This window comes from Agrobacterium sp. 6Ca8, from assembly GCF_055382765.1.
The window spans coordinates 1,283,865-1,301,990 of the sequence record NZ_AP026434.1; the positions used below are offsets into that span (position 1 = coordinate 1,283,865).

The following is an 18,126-nucleotide window of genomic DNA, read 5'->3' on the forward strand; positions in this document are numbered from 1 at the left end:
CGCGGCCACTCTCACTTCACAAGATTGCGTTCGAGATTCTCCGGCCAGACGGCCTGCGGATCAAGCCGGACATAGGCCATGCCGGGAAGACCGGTTTTGACATACTGAATATATTTCTGCAGCAGCTCCTGCGGAATTTGCGCCCGCACCCGGAAGGTAAGCTTCTGGCGCTCCTCCTCGGTTTCCACCGTCTTTGGCGTGAATTGCGCCACATCGGCGACGAAGGAAACCTTGGCGGGAATGGTATATTGCGGCGCTGCGTCCAGTATCAGGCGCACATCCGAGCCCATGGATGTACGGCCAGCCTCAGCCGTGGGCAGGAAGAACGTCATGTAGACGTCACCGAGATCGACGAGGTTGAGAACCCGCCCGCCGGCGGAAAGCACCTCGCCGGGCTGGGCGATGCGATATTGCACACGGCCGTCGCGGGGTGATTTCAGCGTCGCATCGGCTATGTCTGTCTCGATGCTCTCAATATCGGCCTGCGCGGCATCGACAGCCGCTTCCGCATCGACGATCTGTGCCTTGGCGGCGTTGATTGCCGCATCAGAGGCGGCAAGCGAGGCCTGCGCCGAGGCAAGAGTGGCGCGGGCGGACTGTTCTGCCGCCTCACTGTCATCGACGATCTGCTGCGACACGGCATTGCCGGTCAACAGCTGTCTTGAGCGCGCATAGGTCTTGGACGCCGAATCAAGCTGGGCCTTGCGCTGTTCCACCACCGCAAGCGCCGAGGTCTTTTCCGCCTCCCGCTGGGCAACGAGGCTATGGGCGGTATCGATTGCGATCTTTGCGCGACGAAGCTGCGCTTCCGCCTGACGCTTTTTGGCCTCCAGCTGGGCAGTATCCATCTGGGCAAGCACCTGCCCTGCCTTCACGAAATCGCCTTCGCGCGCCATGATGTCCTGAAGACGGCCGGCGGTTTTGGTGGAAATATCGATCTCGACCGCCTCGATCCGGCCGTTACTGGAAACGAAACCGGAGGGCAGACCCTCTGCCGTCAACTTCGACCAGGCGAAATAGGCAGCAACGGCAATAACCCCAACCGCCAGACCAACGAGCAAGCCTTTTTTAGACATCCGTCTTCCCCATGAACCCTTCGAGTTTCAACCGTAATACGATAAAACCGAAGAAGCCAGCCACCTTTACGTTCATAAATCCCACCTGATATTTCCCATATTGGAGCGAGAAGACAGGTTGCTAGGGACTGTTTAGGTGAGGGAGCGCTTCGAGGCTTTGACACACGTCAAGTGGATGAAGGACTAAAACCCACTTCGTCATGCTCGGCCCTGTCCCGAGCATCTGCTAGCTATCATTTTCTGCTAGGTGGTTGGTTCCTCGGGACGAGCCCGAGGATGACGTTAAATCTATAGCGGAATGACAACCGCCGAACGCCACGCAAGGTGCGCCAGCCTGCCGTCAACGCAGCCGTTGCGTTCCTTACACCGCCCGCGCCCGCTTCATCTCCACCTGCGTCCATTCCGGCAACCAGTCCCGGTGCGCGACAAGAAGATCGTCCACCAGCGACCAGATCTGGTCGAGATCGAGTTCCGCTGCCGTATGCGGGTCCATCATCGCCGCGTGGAAAATATGCTCACGGTTTTCGCTCATCAGCGCCCGCACCGTCAGCTCCTGCACGTTGATGTTTGTGCGCATCAGCGCGGTCAGCTGCGGCGGCAATTCCCCGATGAAGGTTGGTTGCACGCCGTTATGATCGACAAGGCAGGGCACTTCCGCCGCGCAATCTGATGGCAGCGATGTGATGCAGCCATTGTTGCGCTGGTTGCCGTAGATGACAGACGGTTCGCCGGTCCAGACCGAGTTGATGATGGAGGAGGCATATTCCTTGGATTGCTTGACCTCGATCTTTTCGGCTGAGCTATAGGCCGCCGCCTGCCCCTTCCAGCGCTCGATCTGCTCGATGCAGCGCTTGGGATATTCATCGAGCGGAATACCGAATTTCTCGATCAGGTCCTCGCGCCCCTCCTTGATGAAATAGGGTGTGTATTCGGCGAAATGCTCGGAACTTTCGGTAACGAAGTAGCCGAGACGCGTCAGCATCTCGTACCGCACCTTGTTGGGGCAGCGCGGGTTCCAGCCGGGCTTCGGCGCACGGCCTTCGCGATAGCCTCGTACGAGATCGGGATAGAGGTTCTTGTAGCTGCCATCAGGCTGGCGGTGCTCGAATTCCAGGAAAAACGCCATGTGGTTGATGCCGGCCGAACGATAGCGGATTTCCTCGTAGGGAATATCGAGGTCATGGGCGAGTTCCATGGCCGTGCCCTGCACCGAATGGCAAAGGCCGACCTGCCGGATTGTCGGGTATTTCTCCGCAATCGCCCAGGTGTTGATCGCCATCGGGTTGACATATTGCAGCATGATCGCATTGGGGCAGACGGCGAGCATATCCTCGCAAATCTTCCACAGATGCGGCACGGTGCGCAGGCCCCGCATGATGCCGCCGACACCAAGCGTATCGGCAATGGTCTGGCGCAGGCCATATTTACGCGGCACCTCGAAATCGGTGACTGTGCAGGGCTCGTATCCGCCGATCTGGAAGGCGACGACGACGAAATCGGCACCGGCGAGCGCCTTTTTCTGGTCTGTAAAAGTCTCGGCTTTCGCCTTTGCCCCGAGCGTCGAAATCAGCTTGTTGACGACGATGGCGCTTTCTTCCAGCCTTTCGCGGTTGATGTCCATCAGCGCGATCGTTGCGCCGGAAAGGGCCGGACGTTGCAGCACGTCGCCGATGATGTTCTTCATGAACACCGTGGAACCTGCGCCGATAAATGTGATCTTGGGATCTCGTGCCATATTTGCCTCCGGCATCTTGAACTATGCGATTTCAAAGGCGGCCCGGACGAGCCGCTGGGTGTATTCGGTTTTCGGGCGGTTCAGCACCTCCTCGACGGGGCCTTCCTCCACGATCCTGCCGCGCTGCATGACGATGACGCGGTGGCAGAGAGCCCGAACGACCTTCAGGTCGTGCGAGATGAACAGGTAGCTCAAGCCCCGCTCGTCCTGCAGCTTGCGCAGCAGGTCTATGATCTGCGCCTGAACGGAAAGGTCGAGCGCCGAGGTCGGCTCATCGAGCAGGATGAATTCCGGCTCCAGCGCGACTGCACGCGCGATGGCGATGCGCTGGCGCTGGCCGCCTGAGAACTCGTGCGGGAAACGCGAGAGGATGTTGCCGGGCATGCCTGCCGCTTCCAGCGCGTCGCGCACCCGCTCCAGCCTTTCGGCCTTGGTTTTACCAAGCCCGTTGATAACCAGCCCTTCCTCGATGATCTGGCCGATGGTCATGCGTGGATTGAGCGAGGCGAAAGGGTCCTGAAAGACGACCTGCATGCGTGAGCGCAGAGGCCGCATTTGAGACCGGGAGCGGCCGTCGACCCTCTCGCCATCGAAAATCACCTCTCCGGCCACCGGCTCGTTCAGCCGCAACAGGGATTGGCCAAAGGTCGTTTTGCCAGACCCGGATTCGCCGACAATTCCCAGCGTTTCATGGCGCTTGAGGGCTAGACCAAGATCGTCGACGGCAACAAGTTCCTTCAATTCCGGCTTGAACAGGCCACCGTAGCGCATCATGAACGACACCCGCACGCCATTCGCCGTCAGCAGCACACCGGAATTTTCCGGCAATGGTTTGGCGGTGCCATGCGGCTCGGAAGCAAGCAGCTTTCGGGTATAGGGGTGCTTCGGCGCTGCAAACAGCCGCTCAGTGGTGTTGTGCTCACGCATCTCGCCATGCTGCATGACGTAGACGTAATCGGAAAACTGCTTCACGATCGTCAGGTCATGGGTGATGAGCACCACGGCCATGCCGCGCTTCTTCTGCAGATCGCGTATGAGGTTGAGGATCTGCGCCTGTACTGTCACATCCAGTGCTGTGGTGGGTTCGTCGGCGATCAGAACATCCGGATCGTTGGAGAGCGCCATGGCGATCATGACACGCTGCCGTTGACCGCCGGAAAGCTGGTGCGGATATTGCTTCAGCCGCGCCTCGGGTTCCGGAATCTGCACCTGCCGCAAAAGATCGAGCGCCCTCGCCTCGGCCTGCTTCCTGCTCAGCTTCGAGTGGACGCGGATCGCCTCGACGATCTGACTGCCGATTGTATAGATCGGGTTCAGCGAACTCATCGGCTCCTGAAAGATCATCGAGATACGGTTGCCGCGCAACGCCCGCCGCTGGCGGCTTGAAAATTTCAGGATGTCGTCGCCGTTGAAGCGCACGGTCGCGGTTTTCGAAACCGAGGCCCGCTTCGTCAAAAGCCCCATGATGGTGCGGGCGGTCACCGATTTTCCCGAACCGGATTCGCCAACGATGGCGATCGTCTCCCCCCGGTAAAGCTGGAAGGAAATGTCTTTCACTGCCTCCACCGTGCCGTGCTCAACCTTGAAAGTCACGGCAATATTGCGTGCATCGATGATGGCCTGGTCGTTTCGATTATCAGCATCGAAGCGGATGGCAGGGGCGTAGGTATTCTGTGCAGCAACCATGTTACGCTCCTCTCAATAGGGATCGACAGCATCGCGAAGGCCATCGCCCAGCGCGTTGAAGGCAAAAACGGTGACCAGCACAAAGCCGACCGGCGCAAGGATCCATGGATAGGAACCAATGACGGAATAGGTGGCCGTATCCTGAAGCATCAGCCCCCAGGAGATCAGCGGCGGCTTGACCGCGAAACCGAGAAAGCCAAGGAAGGATTCGAGCAGCACGACGCTTGGAATATGCAGCGTGACGGCAACGATCACATGGCTCATCACATTCGGCAGGATGTGCTGGAAGATAATGCGCCGGTCGGTGGCACCGACGGCAATCGCGGCGCGGACATAATCGATACGCGCCAGCGCCAGCGTCTTGCCGCGCACCTCGCGAGACATCTGCGCCCAGCCGAGCGCTGACATGACGCCGACCACGAAGAGGAGGAAAACAGTCGTCGGGGCAGTGACCGGGATAAGCGACGTCAAGGCGAGATAGAGCGGCAATTGTGGAAAGGCCAGAACCACTTCCACGAAACGCTGCACCCAGGCATCCAGCGGCCCGCCGAAATATCCTGAGATCAACCCGACGCTGGTGCCGATGACGGTAACGATGGTGACGACACTGAGCGCGATGGCAAGCGAGATGCGCGATCCATAAATGGCGCGTGACAGCACATCGCGTCCGAACTTGTCGGTTCCGAGAAAATGCACCGGCTGCCCGTCCGTGGTGCCGAAGAAGTGCCGGTTTGCCGGGATGAGGCCGAACAGCCGATATTCCGCGCCTTTCACGAAAAAGCCGAGATAAAGCGGATTGTCGTAATCCGGGCCGACGATAGGCTGGAAGGTCACCGGATCGAGCTCATCCGTTTCAGCGGTGGCATAGACCCGAGGGAACAGGCTGATATTGCCGTCCTTGTCGGAGAACCGCACCACCTGCGGCGGGGAGAAACTGTCATTGGTTTCGAGCGGGTTCATCGGCGCGAAGAAATCGGCGAAGACTGAGATCGTGATCAACAGCACCACCAGCACCAGCCCCACCATGCCGGTGAAAGAGCGTCTGAGGCGCCGCCACACCAAAGCGAGATAGGTCTCGTTACCCTGAACACCCCGCTCGGGCTTCGCTGCGGCAGCCGATTCATTCTTGAGTTCGTCAACGGCCACCATCTCAAGCCCTCCCGAATTCGCGCACACGCGGGTCGAGCATGGCGAGCAGCATGTCGGCGATGATGTTGCCGATGATGAGCGTGGCGGCCAGCACCATCATGAAGGTTGCGGTGACATAGACATCGCCGACCGCCATGGACCCGACGATGGCGGGACCGACGGTCGGCAGCGCAAAGATGATCGCAGTTTCGATTTCGCCGCTCAGCATATAGGGCAGCACGACGCCCTGATACATAATGAGCGGATGCACGGCGTTCGGCACGGCGTGGCGCATGATGACCGCGCCTTCCGAAAGGCCCTTGGCGCGCGCCGTCTCCACATATTGGGCGTTCAGCGTATCCAGCAGATTGCCGCGCATCACCCGCATATTATAGGCAAGTCCACCGAAAACGGCGATGGCAACCACCGGCCAGACATGGCTGACGAGATCGACGAACTTCCCCCATGACCATGGCGCACCGCCATATTGCGGCGAAAAGAAGCTGCCGATTTCCGACACGTCGAAATGAAACACCATCAGGTAGACGAGGATCAGCGCCATCAGGAAGCGCGGAATGGTCATGCCGAGGAAGGCGACGGTCGAAAGCAGATTATCGATCCAGGAATATTGTCTGGTGGCAGCCCAGATGCCGAAACCGATGCCGAGAAGCGATGAAAGAATGTGGCAGACAAGGGCGAGTGCGATGGTGCGCGGCAGGCGTTCGCCGACCACATCGGCAACCGGCTTGTTGTAATAGAAGCTGTAGCCGAAATCGCCGCGTGTGATGATACCGCCGATCCAGTTGAAATATTGCACGACGATCGGCTTATCGAGACCGTGTTCGATGCGGTAGGCCTGCGCCTGCGCTTCCGCCTGTTCGAAGGACGCACCGCCCTGGTTCATCAATTGCGAGCGGATGTAGTCAGCATAGTCGCCGGGTGGCGCCTGAATGATGGCGAATGTCACCACGCTCAGGATAAGCAGCACCGGAATGGCGGAGCCTATGCGTATTGTCAGGAATCTCAGCATCGAACGGGTATCCTCCACTTGGCTAGTCCGTGTGTCTCCGGCCGCGCTTCACGCGCGACCGGTACCGGGTTTTCTCCGGGAGGAGTTCTAGTTGATCGGGCCGCCCTCACCCGGCTTGCCGGGAAGCTGCTCGGGGAAAAGCTCGTATTTGCCCTGCTTGTCGGCCGCGACCCAAAGGCGTTCGCGGATGATGGCGTCTTCAGCCCAGTTGAACATGAAGATCGGCGTGCCCTGCGGCACATTCGAGAACCGCTTGTTGACGATAAGCGCGCCGGGATATTCGGTAAGCCCTATCGTGTAGAGGTTCTGCGTGTAGACCTTCTGATATTGCTTCATCAGTTCCGCCCGCTCGGCATTGTCCTGCGAGGAGATGAATTTGCGCACGATATCGGCCATCTCCTTTTCGAACGGCATCAGATCCAGTTCCTTGCCTTCAGGTGCGCGATGGTTCCAGCTGGTGCGCGGGCCAACGGGTGCCAACTGCTCGGTATTCTGCACCACGGACGAAAGCTCGGTGGAGTTGCGGCGCACCAGCCAGTCGAACTGACCGCCATAATGGGCCGCATCGCGCTGGTTGGAATCAAGGCTGTTGATGACGAGGCGAAGGCCAAGTTTCGCCATTTGCCCGACAAGGCCTTCCGCAATGCTCTTGTCCGTCGTGTAGCCGTTATTGACCAGAAGAATGATCTCGACGTTTCGTCCGCCCAGTGTCTCCTTCGGGAAGTTCAAGAAGCCGTCGCCATCGGTGTCCTTCAGGCCGATTGATGCAAGGGCGGCTTTCGCTTCCTTAAGGTTGAAGGGGTAATAGACCGTGGAATTGCGATCGTAAAAACCGGTGCCCGAGGAAATGCCACCCGGATAGATCGCCGTGAATGGGCCCTTGACGAGCGAGTCGCCGATTGCCTTGCGATCGAGGGCCGAGGTCACCGCCTGACGGAACACCTCGTTGCGGTTCAGCTCGCGAATGGCCTGCCCGCGCTCGTCCGGATTGCCCCAGCCATTGGCGGAAAAGTTCATCTGCAGGTTATAGCCGATCAGGCGTGGCCCGAAGGCAAGGCGAGCCGGCGCATTCGGGTCAGCTGCGCGTTTCAGCGAAGCGACAAAATTCTCCGGCTGCTCGAGATTGGAGAAATCGCCCGATCCCGCCACAGCCTGCACATCGCGATCGGCCCAGGTGGAGAGCTTGTAATGAAGCTCGTTGAGATAAGGCAGCTGCTGGCCCTTCTCGTCGACCTTCCAGTAGTATGGATTGCGCCTGAGCACGATGATGTCGTCGGGGCGATATTCCACCGGCACCCAACCACCCATGACAGGCATGTTCATATATTCCGGCGGAAAGGCGTTCTTGAACTGGTTATAGGTGTTCTTGGAATATTTCGGGTGCTGTGGTTTCAGAATATGCGCCGGTCCGGGGCAGAAGCTCGGATAAGCCATGGTGTAGAGATATTGCTTCGGGAAAGCGGTCTTGAAAGTCCACTCCACCGTATAGTCATCGATCTTTTTGAGCGTGGTGCCTTCGCCGAAGGCTTCAGGCGACGCGCCGCCGCCGAGCGGCGAGACGTTGGGATCGAGAACCGCGTCTTCCCAGTAGAACATGACGTCATCGGCGTTGAACGGCACACCGTCAGACCATTTGGCACCCTTGACCAGATGCATCGTCAGCTTATGGCCATCCTGCGACCATTCCCAGCCTTTGGCGAGATTGGGCAGCGGTTCGGTGTCCTTGGCATTCACCTGAAACAGCGGCGCTGTGCGCGTCAGGCATTCGGAAAGCGCAATATCGATGCCGCCCCAGCCCTGGCTCTGGCCGGCAATGTAGTTCCAGCCTTCGGGCCGTCCGCCGATCACATGGCGCATCGTATCGCCATAAACGCCGATGCCATCCACCATGTTGCCGGTCTTGTAGACCAGCGGCTCCTCAGGCAAGCGTTCCTTCAAGGGCGGCAGCTTGCCAGTCTTCTCGAATTTTTCGGTGATCCAGTCCGGCTCGCTGTAATCAGGCAGGGCCTTGAATTCCAGGATCGAGTCGCGCGCCACATAATCGATCTTGCCTTCGGCCGGAAACTGCGGCGGCTCCGGCGGCGTGGTGGTTTCGAAGGCGTTCGCACTGAGTGCGATCATCGAAACACCAAGACCCAATGCCGAGATGATACCGATCTTGCGTTGAAGTTGCATCGTCATTCCTCCCAAATGGCAGCTCTTCGACCGCCCACCCTCTGTTGTCGCGATAGCCACGGCGGCGAACTCCCTTTTCACCACCGGCCTGTTCCCATGCCTTTTCCTTCAAACGGCCTTTTTCAGCGCCGATTTCTCGGCCCGTAGTTCCTCGATTGAGCGCACATTGCGGCGCGCCGCACCCGCCCAGTCGCGGGTCTTGACGGTGGATTTCGCAAGCCGCTCCTTGGCATCAGGCACGGCATCCGCATATTGCGGCAGCCAGCGCGCCTGTGCGACGACCATCTCGTCCACCATCTGCCAGACCTCCTCCGGAGTGGCGACGGCGCCGACTAGCGGGTCATGCAGCACGGCAAGCTTCAGAAGATCGATATCGCCGCTGACCGCCGCATGTACCGACATGCGCTGCACGTTGATAGACGCCATGCAGGTCGCCGCGCAGGCTTCCGGCAGCGTGATACCCGAGACCATGTTGATGCCAAAACGATCCACGAAACCGGGCGACTCAATGATCGCATCAGAAGGAAGGTTGGTTATGACGCCATTGTTCTTGACGTTGAAGTGGCCGCGATAGACACGCCCGGTTTCAAGCGCTTCCAGAATGTGGCTCGCATGTTCGTTGGAGCGCTTCTCCGGTTCGATGGGCTTGGCGGCTGACGCCAGGAACTGCGGGAATTCCGTCTCGAACCAGTTCCGCGTCTCGGTGGAGTGGCGCAGATAACCGCCGGTTTCGCCGTGAATCCAGTCCGACATATCGATCCAGCGGGCGATTTCATCCGGGCGCTTGCGGTACCACGGCAGATATTCGGACAGATGGCCGTTGCTCTCCGTCGAATAGACACCGAAGCGCTTAAGCACGTCGATGCGCAGCTTTTCCTGCTGTGAGAAAACCGGATGCGCCTCGAAAGCGGCGACCAGCTCTTCTTTGCCGATCTTGCGGCCATTCAGCCTTAGATCGATGAACCATGTCTGGTGGTTGATGCCCGAGCAGATGTAATCAAGTTCGGACGGGGATTTTGCGCCGAGAATTTCAGCGATCTGCTCCGCACCGTGCTGCACACCGTGGCAAAGACCAACCGTATCCACCTTGCCGTATTCGATGGCTGCCCATGTATTCATGGCCATGGGGTTGGCGTAATTCAGGAACTTGGCACCGGGTGCGGCGACATCGCGGATATCCTTGCAGAAATCCAGAATGACCGGAATGTTACGCTGGCCATAGAGAATGCCGCCGGCGCAGATGGTGTCACCGACGCACTGGTCGATCCCGTATTTCAGCGGAATACGGATGTCGTCCGCATAGGCTTCCAGACCGCCGACCCGCACACAGCTTATGATGTATTTCGCACCCTCAAGCGCGCGACGGCGGTCGGTATGCGCCGTCACTTTCACCGGAAAACCGTTGGCTTCCACGACCTTGTCGAGGATCGCCCTGATCATATCCAGATTGTGCTGGCTGATATCCGTCAGCGCGACCTCGATGTCGCGAAACTCCGGCACGCACAAAAGATCGGTGAACAGTTTTTTCGTGAATCCGACGCTTCCGGCGCCGATTATAGCGATTTTGAAACTCATAACGCCACCTCTGTTGCAAATCGAACGGGTGAAACGGGCCAAACGATCATAATAAGGCGCTGCGAGAATATACCTGTAAGAACCCCGGAAAACCGGCGCTCCTAAAAAATTCTCCGCAACAATATCGCGCTGGCTGTCTCCTCGGTTCGGGATTATGCGTATAATGACGAGCGGAACCAGAGAAGGATTATGCTTTCATGGGTAATTTTGTGCTGCGCGATTTGATCGATCAGGGGCCGGGGATGCGGACCGTCTCGCTGCCCCGCGGCCGCCAGACCCTGCACACAATGCCCACCAGCAGCGGCTATGAAATCCGCAGCAGTGGCAATTATGACTGGGACGGACGAAAGCGCGGACAGACACCATTCACTGTGCTGCAATATTGCATTGGCGGACAGGGAAACCTTCGTTACGAGAACCGTCATTACGTGGTGAAGCCGGGCGAAACCCTCCTGTTGCTCATCCCGCACAATCATCGCTACTGGCTGGAAGCGGGAAAGCAATGGGAGTTCTTCTGGATCTCCATGAATGGCGAAGAGGCCTTGCGCATTCACCGCAATATTCTTGCCGTCACCGGGCCGATCCTCAAGCTGCAACAGGAAACCGTCGATCATCTCGCCCATTGTTGCTCGCGCCTCGTCAACGGCGCGGAAACACCAGGGGCGGCCTCCGCCGTCGCCTATGAAGCGGCGATGACGCTTTATGACGACGTGTTCGGCTCGCATCCCTCCTTTGGCGGTGAATATCGCACCATGCAGCAGGTGCTGAGCTATATAGACGGGCATCTCGGAGAGCGTCTTTCCGTCAGCGATCTTGCCGCCGTCGCCGGCCTCAGCCGTGCGCATTTTTCCCGCATCTTCACGGCAAGCGAAGGCCTGCCACCGGCCGAATTTGTATTGCAGCGACGGTTGAGGCGGGCAGCCAAGCTTCTCACCACAGCCGAAAACATCCCCATCAAGGAGGTATCCGTGCTATGCGGCTTCGAAGACCCGAACTATTTCTCGAAGGTCTTCCGCAGGCTATATGGCATCAATCCAAGCGAATTCCGCACCACCGGCATGTATGCGAGCGTTCAGCAGAGCAGATCGTAAAAAACAACTTCGTTTTGCCACGTTTCAGGCGATTAAGAATTGGCCATACAGCCCCTTTTGGAGACCGAATGAGGTGAACAACAAAATCAGGAAGATCCTCATCTTTCCGCTTCGGGCAATCATCGTGTTTGCCCTGATCCTCGACGGCATTTTTCGCCCGCTCTATCGGCCGATCATCAAGGCGATATCCAGACTGACATTCATCAGGAAACTGGAAAGCCGGATTGGCGGATTACCGCGTCTTGCCATTCTTCTTTTGCTGGCGGTGCCATTTGCCATCGCCGAACCGATGAAAATCATCGGCCTGCTCCTCATCGCGCACGGCACCGTCAAAACGGGAATTGCGCTGACGATCCTCGCTCACCTCGCCACATTCCTGATTGTCGAGCGCATTTACCACGCCGGTCGGGAGAAGCTCCTCACCTACGCCTGGTTCGCATGGATCATGCGATATGTGCGGTTTGCCCGTTCGTTTTACGATCGCTTCAAGCGCGCGACACTGGGCTGGATCCGGCTGAGCGTTCTGGCGCGTCAAAGATAAAAGCGGCACCTTTCACCGCCGGCCGCGCAACTTCTTCAAAAGATATTCCGCAAAGGCGGTTGCCTGCAAGGAGACGAGAATGATGGCAATGCCAAGAATAACACGGGCTCCGGGCACCTCGTCAAACAGGAAGTATCCCACAGCGGTCACGAACAATATCGACAGATATCCGACGGGCGCCAGAACACTGGCGTCAGCGATGCGATAGGCCCGCAGGAAGCAATATTGCCCCATTTGCGCAAGCAGGCCGATGGCGAGCAGCGCCACCCAGTCGAGCGGCATGACCGGTTTCCACGTCCAGATCGCCGGAACGGCGGTAATGACGGCAAGACCCACAGTGTAGAACACCATCATGACAGTGGTGTTTTCCTGCCGCAGCGCCCGGGTCTGGATCACCGCAAGCGCGCCGAACACGACGGAGACGAGGACGACGAGCACGCCTGCGTTAATCTCCGCGCCGCCCGGCCCGATGACAACAAGGACGCCAACAAATGCGAGGCAAGCGCCGACCCAGCGATATCGGCTTACCTTTTCACCGAGAAAGACAACCGCCATGGCCATCGTCACCAGCGGGCGTGAGAAGCCGACAGCATTGACGGTGGCGAGCGGCAAGAGGGTGATGGCGACGAAGTTGCTGGTGAGTGCAATGGCGTTGCAGCAGATTCGGAAAAGGTTGCGCCAGGGATATTTGACGCGCGCCATTTCCCCCCGGTGTCGCCAGATAAGCGGCAGGATGAAGATCAGGCCGATCATCGCTCTTATGAAGACGAGCTGGAATGCCGGATAGGTCACACCCTGCGCCTTGACGAGGGCTGTCATTCCGCCCGAAACGAGGGACATATCCATGAGCAGCCAGCCGATGCCCGCGCGAGCATCGTTTTCGCGCGGGTTTTCCTGTTTTTCACTCTGGTCCTGGCCATTCACGCGGGTTGCACAAGGTTTGCCATGAGGCGGAATGCCCCCGGCACCAGCTTGTCCATCTGGTGGTGCAGCACGAGGCTTGTATGCGTATGCCGGCCCCTGCCAATGGTCGCCGAGACCAGCGCCCCTTTCAGAGGCTGTTCATCGACATCGTGCATGGCGAGCAGGGGTTCATAAGCATCATCCCAGCGCGCAGCGAAATAGAGCCCGCGCTCCTTGTCCCAGCCCGTCCAGTCGGCAGCACCGATCGTATTGGGCCCGACAAGCAATGGATGATCGGGCAATAGCACCGTCACCTCCGCATTTGGGTCCGTCACCCGCCAACGCAGGGAAGGCTTACCGATCTCAAGTCGCCTGACGGGCGTCGTCTCGGGATTCCATCCGTCGGTTGGACGGTGATAGAGCGTGACAAGATGGCCGCCTTCTTCGACGAAGCGGTGAAGCCTTTCGGTTGCCGCAGCCAGATCCTTGCGAATGCCGAAGGCGAAGATGCCCACAACAATCGTCGTGAAGGACGAGAGATCACCGCCAAGCGCCTGCGCATCGAGTTCGGTGACATCAAGACCCATGCGCGAAAGCCACGACCCGACCCGGTCGGCACCGCCGCCGACATAACCGACGCGCGCCCCCTGGGGCAGCTTGAGATCTAGAGAGAGGATTTTCAGAGCGGAGGGTGCCAGAAACCGCGCCCGGCCTATATGCGGATATGCGATGGGCGTGATCTGGAAGGCAGGTTGTGAACCGACAAGCGCTTCGATCTGGGCAAGGCCAACCGCTGCCTCACCGGTACGCTCGGCAATCCAGTCATTGCCGGTCTTGCGCAGGTTCCAGCCACCCGTACTCCTGAAAGACAGCGGTGCATCGGCACCCTTTATGTGTGCCTGAAAAACATGGGAATCCTGCCCCTGTCCAAGTGGAACCAGAAGCGCATCGGGCGAAATCGTCAGCGACTGCGCCGGCGTCACGAAAAACGGCTCCTCCAGATCGAAAGCGGCTGAAACCTCCCTGCCTCCAATCCTTACGGACAGGCGCACCGAGGCATGACCATTGCCGCCTGAGGCTTTCCAGTCGGGCTGGTAAAGCCCGGAAACGGCCGCGTCCTGATCGGCAGCAAGCGAGAAGACCATTGTCTGGCCACGCGACTGAACCGAAGACGATACGCCATCCGGAAGGACGGGGGTAACCTCGACGTCAAATTCAGCCGCCTTTCCCGCGAGTTCCACATAGAGAGATGACGTCCCGCCCGGAACGATCTCGGCCGGCTCGGCATAGGCCCGCTCGAAAAGATCGAGCGCCGTCAGGATAGCGGCATCGACCTGCGCCCGTTTGCGCGCGATCCGGTGCCCATGCAGCTCCCTGAAGTCCTGCGCTGCGGCCTCGTCGACCTCTTGCAAAAGGGCTGCCGCCGTCAGAAGTGAGGCCGTGATCCGCTGCGTGTCGGGAAAGGCATCGATTGCGTCAGTGATTGCCTGTTCGGCTGCAACCAGCGCCTTTGCCAAATCGGCGGTAAGACCCGGAAAAGCCGAGAGATCAGCCAGCGACGACGGCAGGCTGTCGAGGATCGAGCTTTCCTCACCGACTGCGACGTTGGAGAGTTCCAGATGCAGTGGCCATGCTTCCTGCGCCCGCTTCGGCCAATGCCCCATTCCCTGTGAGGCATGATAATAACGCGACCATTCGCCGATGCGGTCATATTGCGCGCCGGTTGCCCGCTCCTTGCCCACCGCGTTGACTGTCAGCGTCGTTTCCGGCGGAGGCACCTCGTCATCATAGGTGTCACCACCACCAGACCATGCAGGAAGATAATATTTGGCCACTTTCCACGGCTTCAGCCCCTCGGAGAAATACTCGGGATAGGCGGCAGGATCAGCCGCCAGCGCGATTGCGCTTTTCGCCGCGCGCGTCATGGCGCGGTGATGCCCGTGTTGTCCCGGCACATCGAGAAATGTCGGAATGACGATATCGGGCCGCTCCGTGCGATAGGCGCGCACCAGCCTCTCGACGATGCGCTGCTGCCCCCATCGACCGAAGGTCTGGTCGCCATCCTTGGAGAAGCCGAAGTCGTGGATGATATCCGCCGGGCCATGGCCGAGCCAGCTTATGTCCGCATCGATGATGCGGGCCGCCTCCTCCAGCTCCCGCGACCGGATGACACCAAGCGCGCCCAGCCGCTCCGGCCCAAGCGCATTCTGCCCGCCTTCACCGCGCGTCGAGCAGGCGATGATGATCCGCATGCCCAGTTCCATCCGGAAATAGGCAAGAAGACCGTTCTGCTCGTCGTCCGGATGCGCACCGGTGTGCATGACGGTGACAGTGGATTTCAGTGCGCTCAGTCTACGGTGCAGACGCACGAGCCATGGATCGGCCATCTGCCGTTCGATGCGCTCCCGGGGGTTAAGCATGGGCGGTCTCCTCCAATATTCAGCCGGGCACCTGCGCTGCGGCGCCCAGGGACGTCTCAAGTTTTGGTGTGACAATGTCGAACAGCGGCAAGGCGGCAGCACCAAGCGCCGCCGTCAACTGTCCGGACTTGCCGTGGATGACGCGCGGCAACTCTCTTTGCCGCCGGCTTGCAACCGAAGTCGGCAGATGCCCCATCCGCGCAATGATCTCGCTGATGATGTTTTCAGGCAGCGCACCGCCGAGAATGACCGTCTGCGGATCGAGAATGTTCTCGAGCATCGCCACCATGGGCGCCAGATGGACGGCTGCCTCGTCGATCCATTCCATCACGACCGGATTGCCCGCGCTGAACAGGGCTTCAAGATCATCAAGCTCCGTGTCCGCAACACCGGCACAGACGAGCTTTTCCTTGAGCACATAGACGGAAGCATAGGCCTCCAGACAACCTCTTTGCCCGCAAGACGGGCAAGGCCTTCCCTTGGGCGAGACGGTCACATGGCCGATTTCGCCGGCGTTGCCGAAAGCACCGCGATAGGGCGAACCATCCTGGATGATGCCGAGACCAATGCCGACGCCGAAATAGATCATGCAGAAATTCGGGATAGCCAGCCCTGCGCCGAACAGGCGCTCGCCGACGGCAGCGGCCGTCGCATCGTTTTCCACCACGACCTGTTGGCCGCAGGCATCGCTCAGCATCTGGCGGGCATCGATACCCACCCAGCCGGAAAGCGTCGTCGGACCGACAGAGGTCATGCCGTCAATCTCGAAAGGCCCGGGCATGACAACGCCGGTGCCAAGCAGCCTGCACCCGACATTCTTCGCAACCGCTGCATGCTCCGCCGCAAAGGTTTTGAGTATGGCGTCCGGCGTGGTGTCCTTGAGCGGGGTAACGCGCTGCGTGCGCAACACGCCGGCCAGATCAAGACCGACGGTGACCATATGGTCTGCGGCAATCTCAACCCCGATCGTTGCGCCACCATCCGGGTTGACAGCAAATTGTATCGGCGGCTGGCCCCTGCCGGTGCGCCGGCGACCAAGCTCTTTCAGGAGTCCCTCGCCCACCAGCTCATCGACGATATTGGCGACCGCCTGGGGTGTGAGATGCGTGATCTTGGCTAACTGGGCGCGACCGAGCGAGCCGTGCCGCCTGACGATGTCGAGGACGACTCGCCTGTTGTGTTCGCGGCTGCGCTCAGGATTTTTTCCGATTGCTACGGGATAGGTATCCACCGTGTGCACCGTCATCTCTTCAACTTCCCGTCCGTTAGAAAATTCATAGCGTCGAAGTGAGGATAAGCGCAATATAATAATTCAAGTAAATTATGTTATTGACAAATGCTCGCCTTCAGAGAACCGTAGAGAGCGACCGGGGGTCAGAATTGCAAGGGGCGGAACGCGTAAAAATCCCGCTGCCGGCAAATCGATGAGCGCGCGCGAAAGCGCGGATAAAGGGAACGATCACTCCGCATCCGGAAGACCGGGCGGAGAAAATGGAGGCTTACATGCGCAGGGCAACTTTGTTCGCCGGCTTGGTCGCCGGTTTCAGCACATTTGCATTCAACGCCGCGCAGGCGGTTGAAATCGAATATTGGCAATATGTCTTCGACACACGCGTCAAAGCGATGGACGAGCTTATCGCCGAGTTTCAGAAGGCCAATCCGGATATCACCGTCAAACAGGTGACCTTCCCTTATGCCGACTACCAGACGCGAGTGATTGCCGCCAACATGTCCGGTAAAGGCCCTGACGTGATGCAGCTCTTCTACGGCTGGCTCGACAAGTTTGCAGCCGGCGGTATCTTGCAGCCGCTGCCGACAGACGCTTTCCCGCATGACAAGATCGAAAGCGAATTTTTCCCCATCGTCGGCGCCATGAAGCGAGGCGACGATTATTACGGCCTGCCGACGGCGGTTCGCTCGCTCGCACTTTTCTACAACAAGAAGCTCTTCACGGAAGCCGGTCTCGACGCCGCGAATCCGCCGAAGACGCTGGACGAATTTGTTGCCGCGGCGGAAAAGATCGCCAAGCACGATGCCGCCGGAAACCTGACCGTTGCAGGCTCCACGCTCGATATGGGCGGTCAGGACCACCAATGGTGGCGCGAAGTTCTTATCCGCCAATATGGCGGCGAGCCCTACACCGACAACGACCAGAAAGTCACCTATGACAGCGAGGCGGGCATCCAGGCGCTGAAGTTCTATACGAGCCTGCAGCTTGAAAAGAAGATCGGTCAGGTGGGCTTCATGGACGAAGGCCAGGCTGCCTTCCGTGCGGGCAAGGCAGGCATGACCATCGACGGCACGTTCAGGCTTGGATCTTTCAGAACCATCAAGGACTTTGAGTGGGGCGTGACCGAGCTTCCCACCAACGACAAGAATATCCGCTCCAACTATGCCAGCTATTTCGCCAATGGCATCAGCGCCAAGACAACCGGTGAAGAACTGGAAGCGTCGAAGAAATTCCTCGCTTACATCTCCTCACCGGAAGCCATGGCGATCTGGCTGAAGACGGTTGGCGAGTTGCCGGCGCGGCGATCTGCGGCGTTGACCGAGGAGAACCTGAAAGACCCGATCTATGCACCGTTCCTGAAGGGTCTCGAATACGCCCATACGACACGGTTCATGGATGAGGCAGCCCAGCGGCAGAACGCCATCGACATGACGAACCGGATTTTGCTCGAGGGTCAATCCGTCGAGGAGTCCATCAAGCAGGCCGCCAGCGCCGAGCAGGAAATCATCGACGCGGCCAAACCGTAAAACCGCAGG

13 protein-coding genes are annotated in these 18,126 nt (G+C 59.1%); 3 read left to right on the forward strand and 10 right to left on the reverse strand.

The features are described 5' to 3' along the window. Positions 1-11: 11 nt before the first annotated feature. The 7 genes from ACZ5A6_RS20115 to melA (ACZ5A6_RS20145) all read right to left on the reverse strand — a co-directional run bounded on the left by ACZ5A6_RS20115 (position 12) and on the right by melA (ACZ5A6_RS20145) (position 10,405). A complete protein-coding gene (locus tag ACZ5A6_RS20115) occupies positions 12-1,076 on the reverse strand; it encodes an HlyD family secretion protein (RefSeq protein WP_038495399.1) in 1,065 nt (354 codons plus the stop codon). A 361-nt stretch (positions 1,077-1,437) separates the two neighbouring features. Then, positions 1,438-2,811: an alpha-galactosidase gene (melA, locus tag ACZ5A6_RS20120; protein WP_464111321.1), complete on the reverse strand. Its 1,374-nt coding sequence runs from the start codon at positions 2,809-2,811 to the stop codon at positions 1,438-1,440. Positions 2,812-2,832: 21 nt separating this feature from the next. Then, positions 2,833-4,497 (reverse strand): ABC transporter ATP-binding protein, encoded by a 1,665-nt coding sequence (locus ACZ5A6_RS20125; protein WP_013761092.1) that lies wholly within the window; start codon positions 4,495-4,497, stop codon positions 2,833-2,835. Between the two features lie 12 nt (positions 4,498-4,509). Then, a complete protein-coding gene (locus ACZ5A6_RS20130) occupies positions 4,510-5,646 on the reverse strand; it encodes an ABC transporter permease (protein ID WP_013761093.1) in 1,137 nt (378 codons plus the stop codon). Between the two features lies 1 nt (position 5,647). Continuing rightward, positions 5,648-6,655 (reverse strand): ABC transporter permease, encoded by a 1,008-nt coding sequence (locus tag ACZ5A6_RS20135; RefSeq protein WP_004431273.1) that lies wholly within the window; start codon positions 6,653-6,655, stop codon positions 5,648-5,650. Positions 6,656-6,742: 87 nt separating this feature from the next. Next, the gene (locus ACZ5A6_RS20140) at positions 6,743-8,830 is read right to left on the reverse strand and encodes an ABC transporter substrate-binding protein (protein ID WP_112236128.1); all 2,088 of its coding nucleotides are present in this window, start codon (positions 8,828-8,830) and stop codon (positions 6,743-6,745) included. A 108-nt stretch (positions 8,831-8,938) separates the two neighbouring features. Next, entirely contained in the window at positions 8,939-10,405 is a 1,467-nt protein-coding gene (gene melA / locus ACZ5A6_RS20145; protein ID WP_111796698.1) for an alpha-glucosidase/alpha-galactosidase, read from the reverse strand. Between the two features lie 197 nt (positions 10,406-10,602). On the opposite strand from melA (ACZ5A6_RS20145), the gene ACZ5A6_RS20150 reads away from it, so the two are divergent. Continuing rightward, positions 10,603-11,496: an AraC family transcriptional regulator gene (locus ACZ5A6_RS20150; RefSeq protein ID WP_013761096.1), complete on the forward strand. Its 894-nt coding sequence runs from the start codon at positions 10,603-10,605 to the stop codon at positions 11,494-11,496. 73 nt (positions 11,497-11,569) lie between these two features. Next, positions 11,570-12,037 carry a hypothetical protein gene (locus tag ACZ5A6_RS20155; RefSeq protein WP_035200397.1) on the forward strand — a complete coding sequence of 156 codons (468 nt, stop codon included), beginning with the start codon at positions 11,570-11,572 and terminating at the stop codon, positions 12,035-12,037. Between the two features lie 12 nt (positions 12,038-12,049). Here the strand turns inward: ACZ5A6_RS20155 and ACZ5A6_RS20160 are convergent, their stop codons facing one another. The 3 genes from ACZ5A6_RS20160 to ACZ5A6_RS20170 are packed head-to-tail and all read right to left on the reverse strand — an operon-like array spanning position 12,050 to position 16,606. Then, entirely contained in the window at positions 12,050-12,961 is a 912-nt protein-coding gene (locus tag ACZ5A6_RS20160; RefSeq protein WP_464111322.1) for a DMT family transporter, read from the reverse strand. Continuing rightward, on the reverse strand, positions 12,958-15,360 hold the full coding sequence (locus tag ACZ5A6_RS20165) for a PIG-L family deacetylase (RefSeq protein WP_464111323.1): 2,403 nt from the start codon (positions 15,358-15,360) through the stop codon (positions 12,958-12,960). Before ACZ5A6_RS20165 ends, ACZ5A6_RS20160 begins: the two co-directional genes overlap by 4 nt. Positions 15,361-15,379: 19 nt before the next feature. Next, entirely contained in the window at positions 15,380-16,606 is a 1,227-nt protein-coding gene (locus ACZ5A6_RS20170; protein WP_013761100.1) for an ROK family transcriptional regulator, read from the reverse strand. A gap of 245 nt (positions 16,607-16,851) precedes the next feature. Here ACZ5A6_RS20170 and ACZ5A6_RS20175 point away from each other — a divergent pair, with 245 nt between their 5' ends. Then, entirely contained in the window at positions 16,852-18,117 is a 1,266-nt protein-coding gene (locus tag ACZ5A6_RS20175; RefSeq protein WP_019566690.1) for an extracellular solute-binding protein, read from the forward strand. Positions 18,118-18,126: the final 9 nt, after the last annotated feature.

Excerpts from the sequence above, each read along its gene's own strand:
- ACZ5A6_RS20115 (WP_038495399.1), bottom strand. The coding sequence starts at position 1,076 with ATGTCTAAAAAAGGCTTGCTCGTTGGTCTGGCGGTTGGGGTTATTGCC.
- melA (WP_464111321.1), bottom strand. The coding sequence starts at position 2,811 with ATGGCACGAGATCCCAAGATCACATTTATCGGCGCAGGTTCCACGGTG.
- ACZ5A6_RS20125 (WP_013761092.1), bottom strand. The coding sequence starts at position 4,497 with ATGGTTGCTGCACAGAATACCTACGCCCCTGCCATCCGCTTCGATGCT.
- ACZ5A6_RS20130 (WP_013761093.1), bottom strand. The coding sequence starts at position 5,646 with ATGGTGGCCGTTGACGAACTCAAGAATGAATCGGCTGCCGCAGCGAAG.
- ACZ5A6_RS20135 (WP_004431273.1), bottom strand. The coding sequence starts at position 6,655 with ATGCTGAGATTCCTGACAATACGCATAGGCTCCGCCATTCCGGTGCTG.
- ACZ5A6_RS20140 (WP_112236128.1), bottom strand. The coding sequence starts at position 8,830 with ATGCAACTTCAACGCAAGATCGGTATCATCTCGGCATTGGGTCTTGGT.
- melA (WP_111796698.1), bottom strand. The coding sequence starts at position 10,405 with ATGAGTTTCAAAATCGCTATAATCGGCGCCGGAAGCGTCGGATTCACG.
- ACZ5A6_RS20150 (WP_013761096.1), top strand. The coding sequence starts at position 10,603 with ATGGGTAATTTTGTGCTGCGCGATTTGATCGATCAGGGGCCGGGGATG.
- ACZ5A6_RS20165 (WP_464111323.1), bottom strand. The coding sequence starts at position 15,360 with ATGCTTAACCCCCGGGAGCGCATCGAACGGCAGATGGCCGATCCATGG.
- ACZ5A6_RS20170 (WP_013761100.1), bottom strand. The coding sequence starts at position 16,606 with ATGACGGTGCACACGGTGGATACCTATCCCGTAGCAATCGGAAAAAAT.
- ACZ5A6_RS20175 (WP_019566690.1), top strand. The coding sequence starts at position 16,852 with ATGGAGGCTTACATGCGCAGGGCAACTTTGTTCGCCGGCTTGGTCGCC.